Below are 21022 nucleotides of genomic sequence, written 5' to 3'. Positions count from 1 at the left end.
CGCTTTCGTATGGTAATTTCTTAGTCCAACACAATAAACAACGAGAAAAAAACGGCCGCGAACTTAAATTCGGGGCCGTTTTTTCCCGTTGTTCCTAAGCAACACACCGAACACACCGGCTAATTCCTCTTTCAAAAACGGTTTTACAGCCAGATTTAAAACCAAGAGTTGCTTACGGTTCCGTTCCAAAACCTGTACAGCGGACTGAAGAACATCCGTGTTTAACGTCACGTCACAGGCAGGGATTTCAACAATGAGAGGCAACTGTTCGGCTAGCTGTACAGCCGGTACCTTCAATACGTTTGATGTGGCGTAAGCAAGTTTGTTTTGTGCCTCCATCAGAGCCTGTTGTAATGCCCCCCGCAATGCCAGGGTTACATTCAAGCCTGCACAGCCATACCAACGATCACTTGTGCCGACCCACATCACAGGGAATCCACACACTTCCTCACCCAAACCAATCATTGGCACTCCTGTCATCGTTGTCAAAGCCTGCAAATAAAATCGGCAGTGTTTATCTTCGATTGTTGACATCTGTACCCGGAAGACAGATGGCAATTGATGGGCCTGTCGCTTGTCCAGTAGCTCGGCCAAGCTCTTTTGCAGCCCACGGCCAATTCCTTCTGCAAATGTTTCCCCCGCTCCAACACCAATAAATTCTTCCTCAACGAGCAGACCGGCCATGCGAGACACATACGCTTCAATTCCGGTCAATCCTGCTTCCCGCCTGGCTCCCGCATGCGTCATATCTGCACAAATGATGTCTGTCAGCAGCCTGGCCGGCCCTTCCGATAGCGGATCGACGGCCTGAACATGACACTGAGCAAGCGGCAGCTGCTTTAAGTCTCCCTCCTCCCAAAGATGGAAAATCCCTGATTCCGCCGATGTCAGCCGGCCAAAATAAGGAAGTAATCCGCCCTCACTTTGGCTTGATCTCTGTTCAAGCTGCAGCTCGAAATCATGAATCCACTCAGCTGCAGCACGTCCGCTGACAAGTGGATGAGGCATGAACGAATGCCATTTTCCTTCCAATGTCTCCAGATTAAGCAGGAAGAATTGATTGCTTTGTTCCGCATCGATCGCTCCCGTCAGCTTTTGTAATAAGTGAAACACGATCACATTCGCTAACATCGCTCCTGCAGTAGAAGAAAAGGTATGCCGCTGAGGGTCTTTATAAATCGCTGACTCGTGAATGCTGCGAAACGCTGACTCCCAGCCTCCCTCATCGTCGGGATGCACAAGCGGACCCGCAAGTCCCACCTGCTGCAGACCTACTCCAGGAAGAAACAGCTTCCTCTCCTCCCTGCAAATAGCGTGAAGAATTCGCAGTTCCTCGATATCCCCCTCCTGTGATACATACAAAATGGCATCAAATGGCCTCAGCGCCTCTCGCCAACCATGATCTCTTTCCTTCTCAAGGGTAATTTCCTCTATGGTTACCTCAGGGTCTATTTTACGGTTATGTGCCACCAGATTAAGCATCCTTTGCCGATCCGTCGGCACTGAGCCAGAGACTAACACATGAATCTTGGGCATTCCGGATGCAAGCAGCGCAGAAATGAGTGAAATTAAAAAGAGACCAGAGCCGATCGCCAATACCTTGGGCCTGAAATTTGTCATTTCATTCCTCCTTTCTATCTCCCGATCTGTTCCAACCCTTCACAAGTAATTTTATGTATAGCTACTTGTCCCTCATGATCCAAATCGCACATATATTCATCTTCACACAGATATACTGAAATCATCTTAAAGAAAGCGGTAAGCAACTCAACGTGAGAGGAGGTGAACGGCATGCATGCTATCCTATCCGTTGTCGGGGAAGGTTTATTGGCCGACTGCGTATACGGAGAATTATTGGACCGTTATGAGGTCGTCCGGCAGCCAGATTTCACTTCAGACATACCGAAAGCGGCAAAATTGGCGGTCGTGCTGCACGATGATTGGCCTTCCTCCGGATACTTCGAGGCTGAAGAGGTTCTACAGCAGGCCGGCATCCCATGGTTGCGAGGCTTTCTTTCAAGGGATGAAGGCATCGTCGGTCCGCTCGTTCGTCCGAGCATGCCAGGATGCTCCCAATGTGCGGATAACCGGCGTTTCACGGCGTCGCCTGGTGATATGCAGCAAGTCGGCTCTTCGCCTTCTGGAATCTGGCAAACAGCTCACTTGCTGATTGCAGAGATTGAGCGAGTGCTGCAGGGCAGCCCGGCCCACACGGAGCAGCATATGTATATCGTTAACCTGTTAACTCTGAATAGCTCGCTTCATTTCATTCTGCCTGACCCGCTCTGTGAGGTGTGCGGCAGCTTGCCCGATGATTCATCGGCGGCGTCCAACATTTCGCTTAAGCCGAGACCTAAGACAAGCGCCGACAGTTACCGCAGCCGTCCAATTGATGACCTGAAGCTGCATTTGGCTAAGGATTATCTAGACTCGCGGACCGGCGTTTTTAATGCCAAGATGCTTGACCTTGCGTCACCGTTTGCCGGGGTGGGGGTTAATCTGCCATCATTTCTAATGGGAGATGAAATAACGGGAGGGCGCAGCTTTTCTTATGCGGAAAGCGAATTGACCGCAATCTTGGAAGGATTGGAACGACTCTGCGGGATAACCCCCCGCGGTAAACGTACCGTAATCTACGAATGCTTCAACCGTGTTGCGGATCAAGCGCTTGATCCATCCACGGTTGGGTTATATTCGAAGAAACAATACGCGCTGCCTGATTTCACGTTCGAACCGTTTGATCCCGACCTCCCAATCGATTGGGTATGGGGCTATTCGCTAGTTCGGGACTGCCCGATCCTTGTTCCGGAGAGTCTTGCCTATTACAGCTCGGGATTCGGCGGCGGATTTGTCCAGGAAGGCTCTAACGGGTGTGCGTTAGGCGGAAGCTTGGAGGAAGCGATCTTACATGGGATTTTGGAAGTGACGGAGCGCGACTCGTTCCTCATGACCTGGTACGCACAGTTGCCAATCCCTCGCTTGGACCCCTATTCGGCTCACGATCAGGAACTTCTGCTCATGCTCGAAAGGCTGCGCGCAGTAGCTGGATACGATGTACATTTGTTTAACATGACGATGGAGAACGGGATTCCGAGCGTTTGGGCACTCGCGAAAAGCATCAACCCCGGGAAGATGAATCTGATCTGTGCAGCAGGAGCCCATTTGGATCCCGTACGGGCTGCGAAAAGCGCCATTCACGAATTGGCCGGCAGATTGCTCTTCCTGCAAGAGAAATTCGAGGCCAACCTGGAACATGTCAAGCAAATGCTGGACGATCCTTATCTCGTTTTGCAAATGGAGGATCATGCCCATCTGTACGGTTTGCCGCAAGCTGAGGATCGGCTGCGATTCTTGCTGGACGGACGGCGTCCGCTCAGATCGTTTGGCGAGGCGTTCAATCGTAAGGCTAGCCATGCGGATCTGACCGATGATTTAAAGGACATGATCGAGGTGTTTCGCCGCTTGAACCTCGATGTGATCGTGGTGGATCAATCGTCGCCTGAAACACTGAGGAACGGGCTGCATTGCGTTAAAGTCCTGATTCCGGGCATGCTGCCAATGACATTCGGACATCATTTGCAACGCTTGGCGGGGCTGAAGAGAGTCCTTCAAGTACCTGTGGAGCTTGGATATGCAAAAAAGCCGTTGAAGATTAGGCAGCTCAATCCGCATCCGCATCCATTTCTATAGGATGATAGGACGGGAAGTTTTCCGTCCCGACAGCCGAACGAAATCAAACAAACAAAGGACTGCCACAAGGCAGCCCTTCTTAAGGTTTTTCTCACTTTAATTTTGATACTTTTCTTTTGAGCTTGGTTGAACTATTCTCAATTGGAGTTGAACCAAAAATCATGGTTATGTTAATAAAGGAAACCGTCGTGGCATTGTCACCAGTAACGTCAATCCCTGAACCTCTGAAACTTCTGGATATTTCAGTCGGTGAAATGTTAATCATATCGCCGTTGATGATGGTTCCTGAATTCGTGTCGATATTTAAGGCACCGATTATAGATTGTTTGCGCATCAACATCTCAGCCCCTTAATCTTCATCTTGTCCTTATTATATGTAAACTTGACCATTTTGCTTGGTTGTGTGAACCTATTCAATACCTATTTTACTTAATCGGTCATTGAACTTTTATGGACTCGACAAAAGTTTTCAGATCAATAACACTGTGTTCCACTCGAGCCTGCTCAGCCGCAAATGCCATCATATGGCTTTGTACCGAATGATAGGCTGACGTAAGTCCTTGGCTGTTGCCGTCCTCTCGAACCAGCTTGAGGAAATCTTTGATTAGACCCGTGTCACCGCCGCCGTGTCCAACATGGCCTCCGGCATCCTCGAAGGTAATTCGCTCCACTTTCCCGCTGCCGAAATGAATGATTTCGATTTCTTGCTTCTCCAGCGAACCGCGAATTTCGCCCTTTGTGCCCATAAGCTTGATGGTTCGGCTAACATCCCTGGTAAACGCACTCATCGTGAATGCCGCTGTTGCGCCGTTTGCGAATTCTAAATTCACCACCTGATGGTCAACGACATCATTATCGCAGTGATACACGCAGCGGCCATAAGGCCCTTCCTGCAGCGCTTTCAAGCGAGCCTCAAAGCTGAGATCATCGCTAATCGCAGACGTAGGCCAATGCGTATTATCTGTCAAATACTGTTTAGGCGCATAGTAGAGACAGTCGTCCGCAACCGGGCAGCCATCCAAACAGCGAAGCGGTGCACCCTTAGGCGCTTGATCGGAAGTAAAATGGGATAGAGAACCGAAGGACGATACACGTACGCAATCCGAGCCTGCTAGCCATAGCAGGATGTCCAAGTCATGGCACGATTTGGCGAGAATCATCGGGCTAGAGTCCTCTTTTCTGCGCCAATTGCCTCTTACGAAGCTATGTGCCTGATGCCAGTAGCCCACATTTTCATTATGGGCAATCGACATAAGCTCCCCGATGGAACCGCTTTCTAACAACCCTTTGATAGTCGCAAAGAAATTCGTATACCTTAGAACATGACAAATGGAAAAAACGCGGTTTGATTGAGCGGCGATCTCTCCCATCAACACGCATTCCTGCGCATCGGGTGACATCGGCTTTTCCAAAAGAACATGATAGCCTGCCTTCAGAGCTTTAATCGTTGGTTCATAATGCTGTTTATCCTGCGTACAGATCAATACAGCATCCGCCAGCTTTGGCGCAGCAAATAGATCATCCCAGCTCGTAAAACACAGGTCTTCCGGTAAACCATGCCTTGTTTTAAAATTTTCTCTGCGCTCCTGATTAGGTTCAGCTACAGCGGTAACCTCAAGCTCATGAGGATGCTGCAAGGCGTATTCCAGATAATTAACTCCTCTTAAACCTGCTCCAATTAGCGCTACCTTCACTTTTTTCATCTGCTACTGTCTCCCTTGAATGATTATTCGTTTACTCTTTAACGCTGCCGACCGTCATGCCTTTAACGAAATATTTTTGGGCAAAAGGATAAACAACCATAATGGGCAAAGCTCCCATAAAAATTTGTGCTGTCCGAAGCGTCTTCTCGCTGAGATTTTCCATGGCTTTCAATTGTTCGGCAGAAACGGCTGTCATCTGCGAACTCATCGCTGTAATCAAGGTAGAAAGATAAGTTTGCAGCGGGTAATTTTCAGGCGAATTCATATATAGGATGCCGTCGAACCAGGCATTCCAATGTCCAACAATGGTAAACAACCCGATCGTAGCGATGGAAGGGAGCGAAACGGGCAAGTAAATCAGCCACAGCATCTTCCAATGGCCGGCTCCGTCGATCGTTGCCGCTTCTTCCATTTCTTTGGGAATCGTTCTGAAAAAGTTCAGCATGAGAATCATATTCCATACATTTAACGCGCCCGGTAAAATAAGTGCCCAGATCGAATCCATAATCCCTGTATTCTTCACAATGATATAGGTCGGGATAAGTCCTCCTCCAAAAAACATGGTCACGGCGAAAAACCAAACATAAGGCGTTCGCCAAGCAAACTGATCTTGCGATTTGGAAAGAGGATACGCCGTAATGAACACTAGCAGCATATTCACTACGCTGCCGAGCGAAACCCGCTTCACGGATACCCACAGGGACCGGAAGAATTCCACCTTTTCTCCCAGATAGACGTACGCATCCCAAGAAAAGCCGACAGGCCAAAGCTTCACTTCCCCGGCCATTGCTGCGGTATTCGAACTAAGCGAAACAGAAAGCAAATGTATAAAAGGTATAATACCTAATACGGTGATGAGAGTTAGCAACAGCACATTGAACACGACAAAAAGCTTCCTGCTTAACGATTGCTTATAGACCACAATACTTCCTCCAACCGTCTAAAATATTCTGTAATTGTTGTATTTGTAGGCAGCATAGTAGGAAATAGAAACCAATCCTAAAGAAATGATAGATTTAAATAATCCGACTGCTGCTGCAGGCCCGAATTGCTGGCTGAACATCCCAAGCCGATAGACAAACGTATCGATAATATCCGATCCCTGATACACAGTCGGGTTATACATGAGTAAAATTTGCTCGAAACCAGCATTTAAAATATTTCCTAAACTCAATACACCAAGTAAAATGAGCATCGGCGCTAAACCTGGCAGCGTAATGTGAAGCATTTGCTTCCATTTTCCTCCCCCGTCCACTTCAGCTGCTTCGTATAGACTCATGTTAATGCCCGTGATAGCAGCCAACATGATGATCATGTTGTAGCCCATCCCTTTCCAGACATCTGAGCCTATGATGATCCCTCTGAACCAATCGTTGCTCAGCATAAACAAGATTGGCTTTAAGCCTAACAGCGATATCAAACCGTTAACGGGTCCATTTAAGGAGAACAGTTCAATAATAACGCCCCCCAGTACTGTCCATGAAAGAAAGAAGGGCAAAAATATGCTCGATTGAATCAAACCCGAAAACCATTTTTTCGTAATCTCATTCAACAGCAGCGCAAGGATAAGAGGCACAAGCAGAAATAAAATCATTTTGAATATAGAGATCAGAAGGGTGTTCCATAGAACTTGATTGAAATCCGGTAAATGAAACACATAAGTAAAGTTGTCAAATCCGACCCATTTCGATTTAAAAAATCCTGATAACGGTTCAAAATTTTGAAAGGCCATGATAATGCCCGCCATTGGACCATAAGCATATATAAGCGTCAAGATAACTCCCGGCACTAGCATGAGATGCAGCGGGAAATCTCTGCGTAATGTTCGCATCGTAGAATGCTCCTCCCTTTCCTAAGTGTGTAGAAATAGAGCGGGAGAAGTTATTAACCCGTAACTTCCCCCGCAATATCAACTTGTTTATTTTTTAACAGTGCTATACCACTCATTGACTTCTTTCGTAATTTGGTCTCCGCCTAGCGTCTTCCAACTGGCCACAAACTTATCGAACTCGTCCAGCGAACCGCCTAACACAATCTTCGTAAATGATTCCGACATTAACTTATCCAACTGGCCGCCTTTTTCGACTTGTGTTGGGGTCGGAACACTGTAAAACTCGTTGTTAACGAACGCTTTATTTTCGCGAATCTGACGCGTCAGCCCCCAGCCGCCTTCTTTGGCTGCACGACTGTAGTACTGCCCCCAATTTACACCTTTGCTTGCATTCGTCGTATTGTTAGCGAGGAAGTCCTGCGTTGCTTTGAAGACGTCGGCTACGTTTTTGTAATTTTCGTCATCGAGCGTAATCTCATTTTGTTTGGCATCGAGAGCCTTGTTGACTTCCGTGTAGATCGTATCGATCTGAGCCGGATTGTAAATTCGCGGATTGAACCAATTATAAACATAACCATTCTCCGCTTTATTCTTCTCGATGTATTTCTTTTTGCCCATTTCAATATAGAAATTGATCATTTTAATAGCAGCTTCCGGATTTTTCGCATTCTTATTGACAGCAAACACTTTATTGCTGCGCAGTGTCGGAACAAGTGACTTCCCAGGCTTTCCATCCAGCGAAGGGATTTGAAGCGCGATCCAGTTTGCATTGGGATCCTTATCCACGTTCAAGTTAAGCGGCCAGTTCGGGTACCACCATTCGCCGTAGGATATCCCTACTTTGCCGGCCGTGATATCTTCCACCGCTTTATTCTCGTCCTTCAGGGCAAACTCTTTATCGAAGATGCCCTTCTGATACCACGACTGCATTCTAGCCAGTGCATTCTTTACTTCAGGTTGAATAAGTCCCGGAACTAACTTGCCATCTGCGCCTTTAATCCAAGCGGACTGATTATCGCCGACAGAAGGGTAAGCCCCGAAGCCATTAAATAAGCCTCTAACATCAAATCCCCAGAAGAAAAAGTTCTTTTGCATCGCGATGCCATAGGTATCGTTTTTCCCATTCTTGTCCGGGTCGCCTTTTACAAAAGCTTCAGCGACTTTCTCAAGTTCATCAATCGATTTGGGCGGCTGAAGCTTCAAATTGTCCAACCAGTCCTTCCGAATCCAAAGCAGCTGCGTTGACAGGAAGGGATCTTCGAAAGCAGGAATACCCAACTGCTTGCCTTCTGAACTGAACGTTTTCATGGCGAATCCGCCGTCGGACTCCATATACTTTTTGAGCGCAGGGGATGCGTACTGTTTATAAGCTTCCGTCAAATCAGCAAGCATGCCCTGCTTCTTTAACTTCTCATAATTTTTCTGATCGAGTTCCAAAATGTCGGGCAGATCTCCTGAAGCCATGGATAAAGCAAACTTTTGCTCGAATTGACTGGAAGGTACCGTCCATTTATATTTAACCTCGATATTCGTCATCTCTTTCAAATCTTTAAAATAGGCGTTCTTATCCGGTGTAATCCCCTGTTGTGTTCTCGGATCTTCCGGCGGGTTGAATCCGAGTACTTGCGTAACCGTTACGGGTTCAGCGTACTTGCCTAATGGATCTTGCGCAGTACTAGTACTTGTGCCAGCTGCCGATGGAGCAGGAGAGCTCGGTTTGTCGCCACCTTGATTGCTGCAAGCGGTCAACAGCGAGAGTGCCATCCCTCCTGTCAGAAGCAGCTTCACTTTTTGATTACTTTTCATAGTAAACGCTTTCCCCCTTTAATTCGCGATAGGTTTTCATTTGTTTTCCTACGTTTTTATTGTAAAGGTAAACGGAGAAAGCAAACAATTTCAATTCTTTTACATTGATTTAACTTTATTTACTTCTTGTTTTACTTATTGTAAATTGCGAAATTCTTGAGGTGAAGTTCCCGTCATTTTCTTGAAAAACGTCGTGAAATAAGATGGCGAATCGAAACCTAACTTGGATGCGATCTCGTTCAATTTCATCTGCGGATTGGCCATCATGGCAATCGCTGATTCCAGCTTGATCGATTGAATATACTCTATCAGATTGCGGCCTGTAATTTGTTTATAATAGCGGGATAAATAGGAGGGATTAAAGTGCACCTCTGCAGCAATGGCCGTAAGCGACAAATCTCCCGAAAGCTGATTCTGGATATAATGATGAATTTGTTCAATCAGCAGCATTTGAGATGACATCATCTCCGCCTTCATGCCCAGGTCAAGAACAACCAACTCTTGTCCCAGCTGAAATCTCTTGAGGATACTCGTGCGAGCAGCCTCTACTTGCTCATGAAGATTATCCCACTCCTTTACTAAATTGCCTGATACCGCAAACGAGACGGAAACATCCAAATTCTCTTCACAGTCATTCTGCACCGCTTCCAGAATGCTTTTCATATAACCAACAATGCCCTGCCAGTCCACTTCATGATCCTCTACCGTGAACCGGGCTATTAATTCATCATCCGGTTGAAGCAGCCAAACCAGCGTGTTCGCATCATAAATCGCTGGTTCTCCATGAATCGAAACCGGAAGATGCGTGTCGAAAGTCTGTTGCACCGCTTGGAGCAGCTTCGATTTATGTGCGGGAGATTGCTCCTCCAGACGGATAATTTGTCCTGCTATAAAAAAGGCTGGTTGCTCTATCTGTATACGAAATTCCACCTCTGCGTACCGAGCATTCGTAAGAATCGAAGTCACCGGCTCACCTAGCAGCAAAACTTCCAGCATTTCTTTTTTGAGCAGTGGCTCAGCGAATTGAGCGTGCATCAGCGCTTTTTCCTCCAGCATATGATGGCGATTCTCCTGCTCTAATTTATCGATTGCCCTCTTAACAGCCTCAAAGATGGGGTCGATACCTTCTGTCTTCAGAATATAGTTCACCACATTCTTACGTATGGCTTCGTAGACATAGTCAAATTCACTGTAACCAGTCAGCAAAATAATTCGGCAAGAAGGCCAATAATACACAATATCGTCCATTAGCTGTAATCCGCTCTTCTGGGGCATTCGAATATCACTAACCACGACATCTAGCTTCGTTTTTCTAGCAATTTCAAGTGCTTCTCTCGCTGAGTACGCTTTGCAAACCTCAAGTTCGAAATCCGCTTTTTCCTGAAAAAGCAGTGCCAGACCATTCACAATAGCCGGCTCGTCATCCACAATAAGCAGTCGGTACATGATTAACTCTCCTTGATAAAGTTTATTATTAGATCTACTCGTAAGCCTCCGTGTTGGCTGCGGGAGACGAATACTCCGCTGCCTGCCCCATATTTCAGTTGAAGTCTGACGTTTACATTCGTCATTCCCGTCTTCTCTTTTTGCTCCGCACTGCTCGCAAGTTTTGCGCACAATTGTTCAAGCTTCTCGTCCGTTAGCGACTTCCCGTTATCTTCCACCGTAACACGTATGCCTTGCTCCCGGTAATCAACACAGAGGTAGACGATTCCCTGCATCGTTCCGTCTTCAAAGGCATGTTCAAATACATTCTCTACAATGGGTTGAATAATCAGTCGAGGTACCAGTACCGATTGTATGGGATCCCGCATTTCTACATATTCATAGCGGATGCGATTCGAAAACCGAATACACTGAATTTCGCAATAATCGAGCGCATGTCGATACTCCTTAAATAAAGGCACCTCATCGGACCCGCTCCTCGTGATGTACTGATAGTAGCTCCCAAGCTTCTGTGAAAGCTCCGCAGCGGTATCCGAGTCCCCCGTTTTACACATCATGTAAATATTAAAGAAACTGTTATATAAAAAATGCGGGTTAATCTGCGATTGCAGCTGCTTCAGTTCCGAATGCTGAAGAGCAATTTTCTGTTCATAATTTTCTTCTATTGAGCGCTTTAATCGATGCGCCATCCGGTTAAAGCTGTTAAATAAATAATGGAACTCGTCTTTTCGCTTTGACTCAATACTCAAATTCAAATTATCCGTTTCAATCATTTGAAACGCCTTGGTCAGCTTGGAAAGCGGTTTATGAATCATGAAGTGGATCGAGAAAGAATAAAGAAGAAGCACCGTAATGGTGATAGCAAAGATCGCATAAAACCAGGTAGTAAACTGACTCAGCTTGCTTGTCAGTTCATTCTGATTGACATACATAATCAGCGACAAATTTAATGAACTGACTTGACTGTGCGTAATGAAGTAGCTTGTACCATTAATTTTCTGAATGATAGGTTTGTTCGCATTACGTTCACTCTGTTCTTCAACCAACGAAAGCACCGTAGGGATAACCTCCGAGTCTTTTGTAGTAGAGAGTATACTTCCCAGCTTCTCTTCTCCCAGCAGAACTGCTGACTTCTGGTACAGAGCCGCAATTTGGTTCAAGGCCGCCAATAACTTGCTTTTAGAAATTTCAATATAAGACATAATGCCTGAATTGTTTTCGCTTTCAATAAAAAACATGCGATCTCCCAGTCTATAGAAAGACGGCTTTGGCGTGGTTTCCATTAACGTGGAGATCATCTTGAATGTCTCATTCGGCGTACTCTCAACGCCGTTCATCATGGATATCATTTTGCCCACCGACTTGATATACACCCCTGCATCGACCACATAATCGCTTGAGCTTTGCAGCGTAAGCAAACTGTCTTTTATTTGATCGATTAGTTGGACCTCTTCAAAATTCTCAATCGTGCCGCCTACAAAACTGAGCTTCTGCAGATCTCGGTTGTTCATGAACAGCAGTTGTTGGTTCCGAATAAAATATAACTCATTGTCGATCTGCTTCGAATAAAAGGACGCTCCGGCAACCGCCGATTCGGATATTTCATCCTTAACAAAAGCTAACCCTTTGTAATTTACCCCTATATTCATGACGACCAAAGGAATAAGCAACACGATAAACACGATCACAATCTTCTGATAGACGAGCCATCTGGATCTGCCAGCAGCCTGCAGCTTCATTTCATCCCCCCAGCCTTATTGTTAAGAAATGTATGTCTTTCATTATCATACGTTTTTATGTATCTATCAACAGGCAGTCGAGATTGTGTTGGGATTTTTATATCTACAACCTGATTTACATTTCTTAAGAATCAACAGCATAAACTGCTGATAGGTCTTTCCACGGTGTAAATGAATCATTTAAATGGGAGGAGAAAGAAATGGCAAAACGAAGGAAAAAGTCGTCCGTAGTGGGGTCCCAAACGAAAGCAGCGAAGGAAGTAAACATTAGTTCCACACCTCGTGCTCCACTTAAAGAAGGAGCCTCTGGATCTTACAGCAACAGCGCCATTGCGATGATGCCGCCTGGACAATCGGTCCCTGCATCGAAACAGGAACAAGCCCTCGCCATTAAGATAGCGAGGGCGGTGCTCTCTGGCCCACGGCACATCACCAAAGATGCAACCGTTGCGGAAATGAGTGCGGATGGAAAACTAATCATCCTACGCCAAGGCACCAACCATTGGATATGCTTTCCCGGGGATGAGAATCAGATCGGCAATCCCCCGATGTGCGCCGATCCAATGGGACTGCAATGGATCATGGATCTCAAGGCCAAGAAGCCGCAACCCACGAATATGGCTCCTGGCCTCATCTATATGCTGTGCGGTGCCACGCAGCATAGCAACACTGATCCGTTTGATACAACAAGCCTGCCAATCCCGATTGGTCCGCACTGGATGATCATTTGGCCTTTTGACGCCAAGAATGCCGGATTGCCCAACACAGTCAGAGACGCAGGCGCCTGGGTGATGTTCGATGGTACACCTTACGCCTATCTGCACATCTGCGGCACACCCTGGTCCGGCAATGTGTACAATGTGATGAATCCAGGCGATCAGATGCCAGTTTGGACCATGGAATATGGCTTGCGATCATAGGAAACGTCCATATCATCAATATCTATGTCATCATAGATTTTTATACTTAGAACAAAGCCTATTGATACCATGTTAATTAACAGCGAGGTGCCTCCATAGCTGATAAAAGGAAGGGTGATTCCCGTAATCGGCATGATACCTATCAGCATCCCGATGTTTTCGAAAACCTGAAACAAAAACATAGCGGAAATTCCACCAATGATGTAAATGCCTGTTTGGCTGCGAATGCTTAGTGCGATAGTAATCATTCGATAAATAAGAACAAAATAAAGGATGAGTAACACCGATGCTCCTATAAATCCAAATTCTTCTCCGATTACAACGAATATGGAATCTGCATAGGTATATGGAACCTGACCACTCTGGACGGAAGTTCCATGAAGATAGCCGTCTCCCTCTAGCGAGCCTGATCCGATTGCTGTAATCGATTTTTCCATGTGATAGGTTGCTTTTTCAGAAGCCAGTTCTGGTAAAAGGACGGCATCCACCCTATCCAACCAGTACTCTTTATTTTGGGATGCCATGAATTTTTTTATTTCTTCATGGTAATGGATATAGCCCCAGAGGGAGCTTCCGCTTACGATTATCATAATGACTAGACCTATCCAAGCATGCTTGTAGTTCATGTGCCCAAACCAACAAACCACAATAAAAATAACCAGATACGCTATGGAATTACCAAGGTCTGGTTGCATGAGAACCAAGAGAAAAGGAACTAATGTTATAAAACCCATTGGAAGTATTTCCTTGAACACGCTAAGCGTCTCGACTTTTCTTTTAAATAGAAAGTACGATAAACTCAAAATTAAAATGAGCTTACAAAGCTCTGCTGGTTGAAAGCCAATCCCACCAGGAAGAATGAACCACCCCTGAGCATTGTTAATTGTATCCCCTTTAAAAAATAATAAAACCAGCAATCCCACCCCAATGAAATAGTACATCGGCGAAAAGCGCAATAAGAGTTTGTAGTTAAAAAATAGCATTATAAATAAGACAATAAACCCAACCCCGTAATAATACATCATTTTAATATAGGATAGGGAATAGTCTGGTTGAGTCCGTGTTGCGCTATAGATGCAGAATATACTAATGATCATGAAGATGAACAATAGCAACAGAATAATGACATCCAGCCCTTTCATTATTCTTTTCAACATGAAACCTAGTTGCGTTCTTCCGAGGAAATTCTCAATAATGAACCACCTATTTCTGGAAATGTTAAGTAAGCTCATTAAATATAAGATAAACTGTTTAATAAAAAAGTGGGGTATTTATTAAATTTTTCTTAAATTTCCCAGTGCGGAGTTTTAGAATTTTTGCATGAAAAAAGAGCAGCCGCAAAGCAGGCTCCTCTATTAATGTTCCCTATTAGCTTCCCGGAATCGGCAACGCACCTTTTGCTATTGTCCAAGCTATTGCCAGTTTCACAATGGAACAGTTCTTTTATACCTGTCCCGATAATAAATCCCTGATTTATTTCCTAATTGTTACTTTCAAGTAACTATGTGAGTTGAAAGTGCGTACTTTTCTTCAGTTCTCCTCCCATTCATAATAAACGCTATAAGAGAAGGAGGAATGCCTTATGAAACCAGATGAAATGAAAGCAAGTAAAACCGCTCTTGTCGTTGGAGCGAACGGAGTGATCGGACGGAATCTGATCGATTACCTGATAACACTCCCTGAATGGAATATCATTGGTGTTTCTAGACGTGGCGGTGTGAACAGCGATCGGTTACGATATGTGGCGGCAGACCTTCTAAATGAAGAGGATACCTTAGCGAAGCTGGGCAATCTAACCTCGGTCACACATATCTTCTATGCTGCTTATCAAGATCGTCCGACATGGGCCGAACTGGTTCCGCCTAATTTAGCCATGCTTGTAAATGTGGTCAATGTGATCGAACCGATTGCCCCAAACCTTGCGCATATCAGTCTAATGCAAGGCTACAAAGTGTACGGCGCACATCTCGGTCCATTTAAAACACCGGCACGGGAGACGGATGCCAACCATATGCCTCCCGAATTCAATATCGACCAACAGCAATTCCTTGAACAACGTCAGCCAGGAACTGGGTGGACCTGGTCGGCCCTTCGCCCGTCAGTCGTTAGTGGGTTTGCATTGGGAAATCCGATGAACCTCGCGATGGTTATTGCGATCTATGCTTCCATGTCAAAGGAACTGGGTCTGCCGCTTCGTTTTCCAGGGAAGCCTGGTGCGTATAACAGCCTGCTAGAAATGACCGATGCAAACTTACTGGCTCGCGCAACAGTCTGGGCGGCAACCGATGAACGTTGCGCGAATCAGGCATTTAACATTACGAACGGCGACTTGTTTAGATGGAATGAGCTTTGGCCGAAAATCGCGAAATTTTTCGAAATCGAGACCGCCCCTCCGTTACCGATGGCTTTAGAGGTAGTCATGGCTGACAAGGAAGTTCTATGGAACTCCATGGTGGAGAAATATGATTTAATGAGGAATACCTATGAGGACGTTTCTTCCTGGCGGTTCGGGGACTTCGTGTTCTCTTGGGATTACGACTTTTTCTCGGACAGCTCGAAATCTCGCCGTTACGGCTTCCATGAATTCGTCGATACGGAAAAGATGTTTATGGACATCTTTGAACAATTCCGTCAACGCAAGATCATTCCATAAATTGAGGATACCGGTTCCTTATTAATAGGGACCGTTTTTTTTATTGATCCTATTCGTCCGTTTGCGGCGGTTCAAATAAGACCGTTCCTCTATCCCCGTATACCTTTTCGATATGCGTATCTCCCCATCTGCACATAAGATGAAGGATTTCTTTCAGGCTCCAGCCGTAGTCCGTTAACTCATACTCGACCTTTGGCGGCACTTGGTTATAAGAAATACGGAACACGATTCCATCATCTACTAATTCTCCTAGCTGCTGAGTCAGCACCTTCTGCGTTATGGCAGGCATCAGGCGCTTCAGTTCGCCATTACGCCTTTTTCCAAACGTTAGATGGAATAGAATAACCGGCTTCCACTTGCCTCCGATCACTTCAAGAGTGGCTTCTACCGCAGTGTTATAAATTTTCTCGGGCTCTTGCATAGTCGAAAATCCCCCCTGCAACCTGCGGAACCACCATCAATCTTAATGTCCACACCTTTTTTAAATGAATTCGAGGCATTAGTCTCTCTTTCCTGCCAACTGATCAGCTGCCGTAGTATTGTTTTGAACTATTGTTTCCGATAGCGTAACGAGGTTGGGATAATATCCACGAAACGCCTCGGGCAGTCCGAGAAGCCGCTAAGCGCGCAGCGTGGATATACCGTTATCTGAAGGACTTCTAATTGCTAAAGTAGTCTTGTAATAGTCAGAGGCGATCGGCCCAACGAGAATAGAAATAAGGCGTGATCATCCGATCCGCCTTATTCTTTCAATAATATTAAAATCCGGTTACTTATCGGTTGTATCCGAAACGTGTTCCTGCTAATGAACGCCATACGTCTTCGCATTTCAACAGAGTCTCGGCATCCAGCGGTTGCCCCTCAATCGACGCAATATTCTGCTCGATTTGGGCTAATCGGCTTACGCCAGAAATGATACTCGTCACGGATTCTTGCGCGGCGCACCACTTCATCGCAAGTTGCAGGATACTCAATCCACATTCCGCTGCAATTTGAGTAAGCTTGTCTACTGCGGCAAAATTCTCATCTGACCAGTACCTGTTAAAGTATGTTTCATTATTGGCAAATCGAGTATTTTCCGCAGGCTGGCCCGGCTTATGTTTACCGGCCAGTAACCCCCCGGCAATAGGGTTATAGATGACCATGCCCACGTCATGCGCTTTTAAAAAAGGAACGAGTTCTGTTTCTATGCCGCGGGTAATAGGGTTATAGACATTCTGAGTGATTATGGGTGCGATATAATTGCGTTTGTCGCAGACAGCCAACATATCAGCGACTTGCCAAGCGGCATAGTTGCTGACACCAATATATCGAATTTTCCCCGCTTTTACCAAAGTAGACATCGTTTCAAGTGATTCTTCGATGGTTGTATCGTTGTCTGGCGCATGCATATAGTAAATGTCGATATAATCGGTATCCAATCTCATTAAGCTAGCATCAACAGCAGATAGAATATTTCGTCGACTTAATCCAGCGTTATTAGGGTTTTTCCCCATAGAACCGCGTACCTTTGTCGCAAGAATAATCTCATCACGCCTCCCTTTGAGACCTTTGCCGACGATCTTTTCGCTTTCACCCTGATTATACGAGTTTGCAGTATCAAAAAAATTAATGCCATGCTCAAATGAGTAATCCATGATTTTAAGACTATCAGCTTCGCTTGTTTGCCCTCCGAACATCATGGTTCCAAGACTTATCTTGGAAACTTTAAGACTTGTTTTTGACAAGTTATTATACTGCATAGGATGGCCTCCTTCATTTATCATCGATTTTAGAATACACCATATCCAGTGTTCCAAAAAGTAGTGATATTATTGTTACTTAGTTACTTTAACTTAACTAATTTGCCATGAGACTCCAAAGCGATCATTCAGCCAACCAAACTTTTCACTGAACCCATAATTACCTAATGGCATGAGAAGTTGTTACCGATACCGTAAAATTAAAGTGATAACGAACAGTACAACACATAAAGATAATGTGTTTGTTATCAAAAAAGCTAAGCCAGCACCGTTAACAGCCAAACTAATCGCATAAACCTCCATTAGGCTAATTCCTAAAAATATAAGCAAGTATGCTTTTAAGCTTAAGTCTGAAACTGATTTCGTTTTCAAAATTTGAATAATTTGAGGAACCCAACCCAAAGAAAGAATTACTCCACCAATTAGTTGCAGTACAGAAAACAGCATAAGTAACACCTCACGGATTTCTTTATACTGTATATTCTCTCAGCCCATACATGGTGATCAGTTTCCGGCCGCAGCGATCTGCTCCTGCTAAACCCTTTATTACCCCTTTTTAATGGCTTTGATTATTGCCGACTGAATATAGTTTTCTATGTCAGCTCCCGGCACCCAATCCTTAATAAATTCCCGAGAATCATCTTTAGGTTCAACAACAATGCTTTGAAATCCGCTTCTTTGCAGGTACACCATGACTTCATCCATTGTAGAGGCACCTGAAACGCAGCTAGCGAGTGAATGAAGGTCACTTTTTAACTCTTCTGGAAGTTCGGAAGTCATTACTACATCGGAAATAGCCAAGCGACCGCCTGGTTTTAAAACACGAAAAGCTTCACTGAATACTTGCTCTTTATCCGGTGACAAATTAATAACACAGTTTGAAATAATAACATCAATGGAATCATTCAGGATCGGCAAATGCTCAATTTCACCGAGACGAAACTCAACATTTTCATATCCATGACTTTGAGCGTTTTGACGTGCACGACTAACCATTTCCGGCGTCATATCGACTCCATAAACTTTACCCGTTTCTCCAACTTGTCTAGAAGCTAAAAAAACATCAAATCCAGCGCCACTGCCCAAATCAAGTACAACTTCTCCCGATTTTAGTGACGCTATTGCTTGAGGATTTCCACATCCTAAACCGAGATTTGCACTATTTGGAACAGCAGTTAGTTCTTCATTTGAGTAACCTAATTTTGAGGAAACCTCATCAGGAGTGTTACAGCAGCTTGTTGTTGGTGAAAGAGAGGAGCAACAGCTTGCATTAGGATTGCTTTCAACAGCAATCTGTTTATAGCGGTTGCGAACATGTTGGCGTACCTCATCGTTTTGAACCTGACTCATGCGTCATCTCTCCTTTGATATATCAAGAAATCTTGATTAATAGTTGATTTAAAAACCCACTTACGTGGGCTATGAGCAACATCCGCTTGATTGATTTTCGCTTTTTCGGAAAATACAGCATAATTCTGGTGAAAGCAATCGGTTAACCTCTGCGTGGTTTAATTCATAATAACTCCAAGTTCCTCTGGTCTCTTTCGTGATCAGATTAGCATCAAGCAGTATCTTCAGATGGTATGATAATTTTGACTGTGGCATGTTAACGATGTCAACCAAATCACAAACGCAGACACTGCCTTTTTGAGTAAGCTCATACATGATTTGCAATCGTTTCTGATCTGCTAAAGCTTTAAACTGAAGTTCATATTTCGAAAAATCAACTTGACTCTCCACACTCGAAAAAATAGGAACCTCTTTCATCATGTGTAACTTCTCCTTTAGCAACAAACTGGCAGCAGGCTGTAAGAGTTCAACAGCTGCCTCCTTAAATCAATTTTATTTGATGAAATGATCTTAACATATTATAATTGGCAAATTCAAGGATTAAATCAATTTATTTTGATTTAATATTCAAAAAATTGACGATCCTGCCAAAGCAACTGGGACAGAAGAAGAAATCACCACAATATTCCGTGAAGTACGTGATTCCATTAAGAGCCGGATCGAACAATTTGTGAAAGAAGGTAAGTAAGATCCGTTATACAGGAAATGGAGTATCCGTTGGTTTAGCATAGCCCTTCTTGTAGGTGTTATCAATAATGGTTCTAATTTCTTTAAGGGATTTGCCTTCCTGTTTCATTTTCACAGCTTCAACGGCAATTTGTAAACACACACCACATCGGGTTCCGTGATCATCCCAAACAATAGAACCATCTGAATTAACCTCTTTAATAAAGCAGTTCATATTACTTGTATGGCCCGAACTTTCTCCACAGCCGCAGTAGCAGGGTATCCATTTTATAATATCTGCCGATTTACCAGCTATTTGATAGACCATTTGAATTTCTTCCCTCTGTGAACTAAGAAAAGTCGGTAAAACGTCTGAGGATACGGTTTTCTCTTGCTTATCATTATGAACGTGCGCTTGGCTTTCGGAATGTTCCTCGTTAATAACTTCTTGTTTAGATCCGCAAGCCGAAAGCGTTAGTGAGACCGCAGTTAATAGAATCATAAATTTATATTTCAATATTGTCACCTCGATAGTATTAGTCATAACTAATATATCATAGGCAAAATAAAAGTCACAGTTCATTAAAGGAGAGGTGCCTAATAATTCAATCGATTTGAGGACAAGCTAAAATGGTCTGTACATTTACCTTAAGGAGATCATTGAAGTGAACAAATCCAGAGCATTAGAAATCGCCTCATCCCCAGAAATGGCGCATGTGACCTATAATGAAATTCCAATTTACATCCAAACGGTTGATGAAAAAAATGAGACGGCCATGGTCTACACGCTTGATGAACCAGAGCTAGAGCAAGAAGTCCCTCTAATCAATTTAATTGAGCATTAGAATTGAAGCTTATCTAATGGTCAGATCAGCCTAGCGAATTATAAGCTAGGCTTTTTATTTGAAATTTTTATTATCTAACATAATTATCTGTGTTTTAGAGGAATGTGCCGTTTGTTTTGTATAATGAACAAGATTAATAATGTCTTGATACGCTTGTTTAGCCCCAATAACCAATAACGGTACGCCTAAAAAATCAATCTTTAGCCATCGTGACAGCATCCCGCCACATGTCATCGAAAAAGGCACAGTCGGAGACGTATTGGATAAAATAATTTTTTCATTGAGAAGCTCATTTTCCATCAACATATCAAACACATTAAAAATACCTGGAACCAGGATTTTAGATCTGCCTCTCCCCATTGTATAGACCTTATTGCCTTCCTCATCCTTGCCGTGGAAGTATAGCTTTCCTCTGTCCTGGTACACCAATTTATTGAAATTATGCGTATTCAATATTTCATTTTCCGTGGGCTTGCGAGTTTCGTCCAACTTCTTCAGATGATACGCTGCAGCCAAAGCTGTCGTATGTGTGCCCCCGAAATCATTATAAATATATATCATGATGAACCCACCTCTCTTTTTTATTATTATCATTATTTCCATTCATGAAGCATTAACCACTATGTCATAG

20 protein-coding genes and 2 pseudogenes are annotated in these 21022 nt (G+C 44.3%); 5 read left to right on the top strand and 17 right to left on the bottom strand.

Translation table 11 applies throughout. The features are described from left to right. Positions 1-63 precede the first annotated feature (63 nt). Positions 64-1620, bottom strand: a complete 1557-nt coding sequence (locus AC3WTJ_RS11700) for a bacteriocin maturation protein (protein WP_492521870.1) — start codon at positions 1618-1620, stop codon at positions 64-66. 171 nt (positions 1621-1791) lie between these two features. On the opposite strand from AC3WTJ_RS11700, the gene AC3WTJ_RS11695 reads away from it, so the two are divergent. After that, positions 1792-3690 carry a TOMM precursor leader peptide-binding protein gene (locus AC3WTJ_RS11695; RefSeq protein WP_492521869.1) on the top strand — a complete coding sequence of 633 codons (1899 nt, stop codon included), beginning with the start codon at positions 1792-1794 and terminating at the stop codon, positions 3688-3690. Positions 3691-3781: 91 nt separating this feature from the next. Here AC3WTJ_RS11695 and AC3WTJ_RS11690 read toward each other — a convergent pair whose 3' ends face one another. The 7 genes from AC3WTJ_RS11690 to AC3WTJ_RS11660 form a co-directional block, all read right to left on the bottom strand. Then, positions 3782-4024, bottom strand: a complete 243-nt coding sequence (locus AC3WTJ_RS11690) for a spore germination protein (RefSeq protein ID WP_492521868.1) — start codon at positions 4022-4024, stop codon at positions 3782-3784. 103 nt (positions 4025-4127) lie between these two features. Beyond that, a complete protein-coding gene (locus AC3WTJ_RS11685; RefSeq protein WP_492521867.1) occupies positions 4128-5393 on the bottom strand; it encodes a Gfo/Idh/MocA family protein in 1266 nt (421 codons plus the stop codon). A 31-nt stretch (positions 5394-5424) separates the two neighbouring features. Continuing rightward, positions 5425-6315 (bottom strand): carbohydrate ABC transporter permease, encoded by an 891-nt coding sequence (locus AC3WTJ_RS11680; RefSeq protein WP_492521866.1) that lies wholly within the window; start codon positions 6313-6315, stop codon positions 5425-5427. 18 nt (positions 6316-6333) lie between these two features. Next, positions 6334-7224 (bottom strand): ABC transporter permease, encoded by an 891-nt coding sequence (locus tag AC3WTJ_RS11675; RefSeq protein ID WP_492521865.1) that lies wholly within the window; start codon positions 7222-7224, stop codon positions 6334-6336. Between the two features lie 87 nt (positions 7225-7311). Continuing rightward, entirely contained in the window at positions 7312-9030 is a 1719-nt protein-coding gene (locus tag AC3WTJ_RS11670) for an extracellular solute-binding protein (RefSeq protein ID WP_492521864.1), read from the bottom strand. A 135-nt stretch (positions 9031-9165) separates the two neighbouring features. Then, positions 9166-10476, bottom strand: a complete 1311-nt coding sequence (locus tag AC3WTJ_RS11665) for a response regulator transcription factor (protein ID WP_492521863.1) — start codon at positions 10474-10476, stop codon at positions 9166-9168. A 2-nt stretch (positions 10477-10478) separates the two neighbouring features. Beyond that, a complete protein-coding gene (locus tag AC3WTJ_RS11660) occupies positions 10479-12215 on the bottom strand; it encodes a sensor histidine kinase (RefSeq protein ID WP_492521862.1) in 1737 nt (578 codons plus the stop codon). A gap of 200 nt (positions 12216-12415) precedes the next feature. On the opposite strand from AC3WTJ_RS11660, the gene AC3WTJ_RS11655 reads away from it, so the two are divergent. After that, complete coding sequence (locus AC3WTJ_RS11655; RefSeq protein ID WP_492521861.1) at positions 12416-13135, top strand: hypothetical protein; 720 nt, start codon at positions 12416-12418, stop codon at positions 13133-13135. Here AC3WTJ_RS11655 and AC3WTJ_RS11650 read toward each other — a convergent pair. After that, the gene (locus tag AC3WTJ_RS11650; protein WP_492521860.1) at positions 13093-14292 is read right to left on the bottom strand and encodes an FtsW/RodA/SpoVE family cell cycle protein; all 1200 of its coding nucleotides are present in this window, start codon (positions 14290-14292) and stop codon (positions 13093-13095) included. The genes AC3WTJ_RS11655 and AC3WTJ_RS11650 overlap by 43 nt on opposite strands. Before the next feature lie 425 nt (positions 14293-14717). On the opposite strand from AC3WTJ_RS11650, the gene AC3WTJ_RS11645 reads away from it, so the two are divergent. Further along, positions 14718-15788 carry an SDR family oxidoreductase gene (locus tag AC3WTJ_RS11645; protein WP_492521859.1) on the top strand — a complete coding sequence of 357 codons (1071 nt, stop codon included), beginning with the start codon at positions 14718-14720 and terminating at the stop codon, positions 15786-15788. Positions 15789-15837: 49 nt separating this feature from the next. Here AC3WTJ_RS11645 and AC3WTJ_RS11640 read toward each other — a convergent pair whose 3' ends face one another. From AC3WTJ_RS11640 to AC3WTJ_RS11615, 6 genes and pseudogenes are all read right to left on the bottom strand, one after another. Continuing rightward, a complete protein-coding gene (locus AC3WTJ_RS11640; protein WP_492521858.1) occupies positions 15838-16209 on the bottom strand; it encodes a winged helix-turn-helix transcriptional regulator in 372 nt (123 codons plus the stop codon). Between the two features lie 352 nt (positions 16210-16561). After that, the gene (locus AC3WTJ_RS11635; protein ID WP_492521857.1) at positions 16562-17530 is read right to left on the bottom strand and encodes an aldo/keto reductase; all 969 of its coding nucleotides are present in this window, start codon (positions 17528-17530) and stop codon (positions 16562-16564) included. A 93-nt stretch (positions 17531-17623) separates the two neighbouring features. After that, positions 17624-17707: pseudogene (locus tag AC3WTJ_RS11630) on the bottom strand (VOC family protein); the annotation flags it as partial. A 6-nt stretch (positions 17708-17713) separates the two neighbouring features. After that, on the bottom strand, positions 17714-17977 hold the full coding sequence (locus tag AC3WTJ_RS11625; protein ID WP_492521856.1) for a PQ-loop domain-containing transporter: 264 nt from the start codon (positions 17975-17977) through the stop codon (positions 17714-17716). A gap of 99 nt (positions 17978-18076) precedes the next feature. Continuing rightward, positions 18077-18880, bottom strand: coding sequence for an arsenite methyltransferase (locus AC3WTJ_RS11620; RefSeq protein WP_492521855.1), 804 nt, complete (start codon positions 18878-18880; stop codon positions 18077-18079). A gap of 69 nt (positions 18881-18949) precedes the next feature. Further along, on the bottom strand, positions 18950-19297 hold the full coding sequence (locus AC3WTJ_RS11615) for an ArsR/SmtB family transcription factor (RefSeq protein WP_492522222.1): 348 nt from the start codon (positions 19295-19297) through the stop codon (positions 18950-18952). Between the two features lie 160 nt (positions 19298-19457). Between AC3WTJ_RS11615 and AC3WTJ_RS11610 the strand changes: the two are divergent. Beyond that, positions 19458-19568: pseudogene (locus AC3WTJ_RS11610) on the top strand (arsenate reductase); the annotation flags it as partial. 6 nt (positions 19569-19574) lie between these two features. Here the strand turns inward: AC3WTJ_RS11610 and AC3WTJ_RS11605 are convergent. Then, positions 19575-20063, bottom strand: coding sequence for a PCYCGC motif-containing (lipo)protein (locus tag AC3WTJ_RS11605; RefSeq protein ID WP_492521854.1), 489 nt, complete (start codon positions 20061-20063; stop codon positions 19575-19577). Positions 20064-20211: 148 nt separating this feature from the next. Here AC3WTJ_RS11605 and AC3WTJ_RS11600 point away from each other — a divergent pair, with 148 nt between their 5' ends. Next, the gene (locus AC3WTJ_RS11600; protein ID WP_492521853.1) at positions 20212-20391 is read left to right on the top strand and encodes an H-type small acid-soluble spore protein; all 180 of its coding nucleotides are present in this window, start codon (positions 20212-20214) and stop codon (positions 20389-20391) included. Between the two features lie 54 nt (positions 20392-20445). Here AC3WTJ_RS11600 and AC3WTJ_RS11595 read toward each other — a convergent pair whose 3' ends face one another. Further along, positions 20446-20952, bottom strand: a complete 507-nt coding sequence (locus tag AC3WTJ_RS11595; protein WP_492521852.1) for a DUF3189 family protein — start codon at positions 20950-20952, stop codon at positions 20446-20448. Positions 20953-21022: the final 70 nt, after the last annotated feature.

The sequence above is a fragment of the Paenibacillus sp. FW101-FHT12H11 genome (assembly GCF_058790355.1).
This window is presented reverse-complemented; position numbering and strand designations above follow the sequence as displayed.

What these genes read in the sequence shown, in the direction of transcription:
- AC3WTJ_RS11690 (WP_492521868.1), bottom strand. Translation starts at nt 4,024, where the DNA reads ATGCGCAAACAATCTATAATCGGTGCCTTAAATATCGACACGAATTCA.
- AC3WTJ_RS11640 (WP_492521858.1), bottom strand. Translation starts at nt 16,209, where the DNA reads ATGCAAGAGCCCGAGAAAATTTATAACACTGCGGTAGAAGCCACTCTT.
- AC3WTJ_RS11660 (WP_492521862.1), bottom strand. Translation starts at nt 12,215, where the DNA reads ATGAAGCTGCAGGCTGCTGGCAGATCCAGATGGCTCGTCTATCAGAAG.
- AC3WTJ_RS11695 (WP_492521869.1), top strand. Translation starts at nt 1,792, where the DNA reads ATGCATGCTATCCTATCCGTTGTCGGGGAAGGTTTATTGGCCGACTGC.
- AC3WTJ_RS11655 (WP_492521861.1), top strand. Translation starts at nt 12,416, where the DNA reads ATGGCAAAACGAAGGAAAAAGTCGTCCGTAGTGGGGTCCCAAACGAAA.
- AC3WTJ_RS11645 (WP_492521859.1), top strand. Translation starts at nt 14,718, where the DNA reads ATGAAACCAGATGAAATGAAAGCAAGTAAAACCGCTCTTGTCGTTGGA.
- AC3WTJ_RS11595 (WP_492521852.1), bottom strand. Translation starts at nt 20,952, where the DNA reads ATGATATATATTTATAATGATTTCGGGGGCACACATACGACAGCTTTG.
- AC3WTJ_RS11665 (WP_492521863.1), bottom strand. Translation starts at nt 10,476, where the DNA reads ATGTACCGACTGCTTATTGTGGATGACGAGCCGGCTATTGTGAATGGT.
- AC3WTJ_RS11620 (WP_492521855.1), bottom strand. Translation starts at nt 18,880, where the DNA reads ATGAGTCAGGTTCAAAACGATGAGGTACGCCAACATGTTCGCAACCGC.
- AC3WTJ_RS11670 (WP_492521864.1), bottom strand. Translation starts at nt 9,030, where the DNA reads ATGAAAAGTAATCAAAAAGTGAAGCTGCTTCTGACAGGAGGGATGGCA.
- AC3WTJ_RS11650 (WP_492521860.1), bottom strand. Translation starts at nt 14,292, where the DNA reads ATGTTGAAAAGAATAATGAAAGGGCTGGATGTCATTATTCTGTTGCTA.
- AC3WTJ_RS11700 (WP_492521870.1), bottom strand. Translation starts at nt 1,620, where the DNA reads ATGACAAATTTCAGGCCCAAGGTATTGGCGATCGGCTCTGGTCTCTTT.
- AC3WTJ_RS11615 (WP_492522222.1), bottom strand. Translation starts at nt 19,297, where the DNA reads ATGAAAGAGGTTCCTATTTTTTCGAGTGTGGAGAGTCAAGTTGATTTT.
- AC3WTJ_RS11685 (WP_492521867.1), bottom strand. Translation starts at nt 5,393, where the DNA reads ATGAAAAAAGTGAAGGTAGCGCTAATTGGAGCAGGTTTAAGAGGAGTT.
- AC3WTJ_RS11675 (WP_492521865.1), bottom strand. Translation starts at nt 7,224, where the DNA reads ATGCGAACATTACGCAGAGATTTCCCGCTGCATCTCATGCTAGTGCCG.
- AC3WTJ_RS11635 (WP_492521857.1), bottom strand. Translation starts at nt 17,530, where the DNA reads ATGCAGTATAATAACTTGTCAAAAACAAGTCTTAAAGTTTCCAAGATA.
- AC3WTJ_RS11625 (WP_492521856.1), bottom strand. Translation starts at nt 17,977, where the DNA reads ATGCTGTTTTCTGTACTGCAACTAATTGGTGGAGTAATTCTTTCTTTG.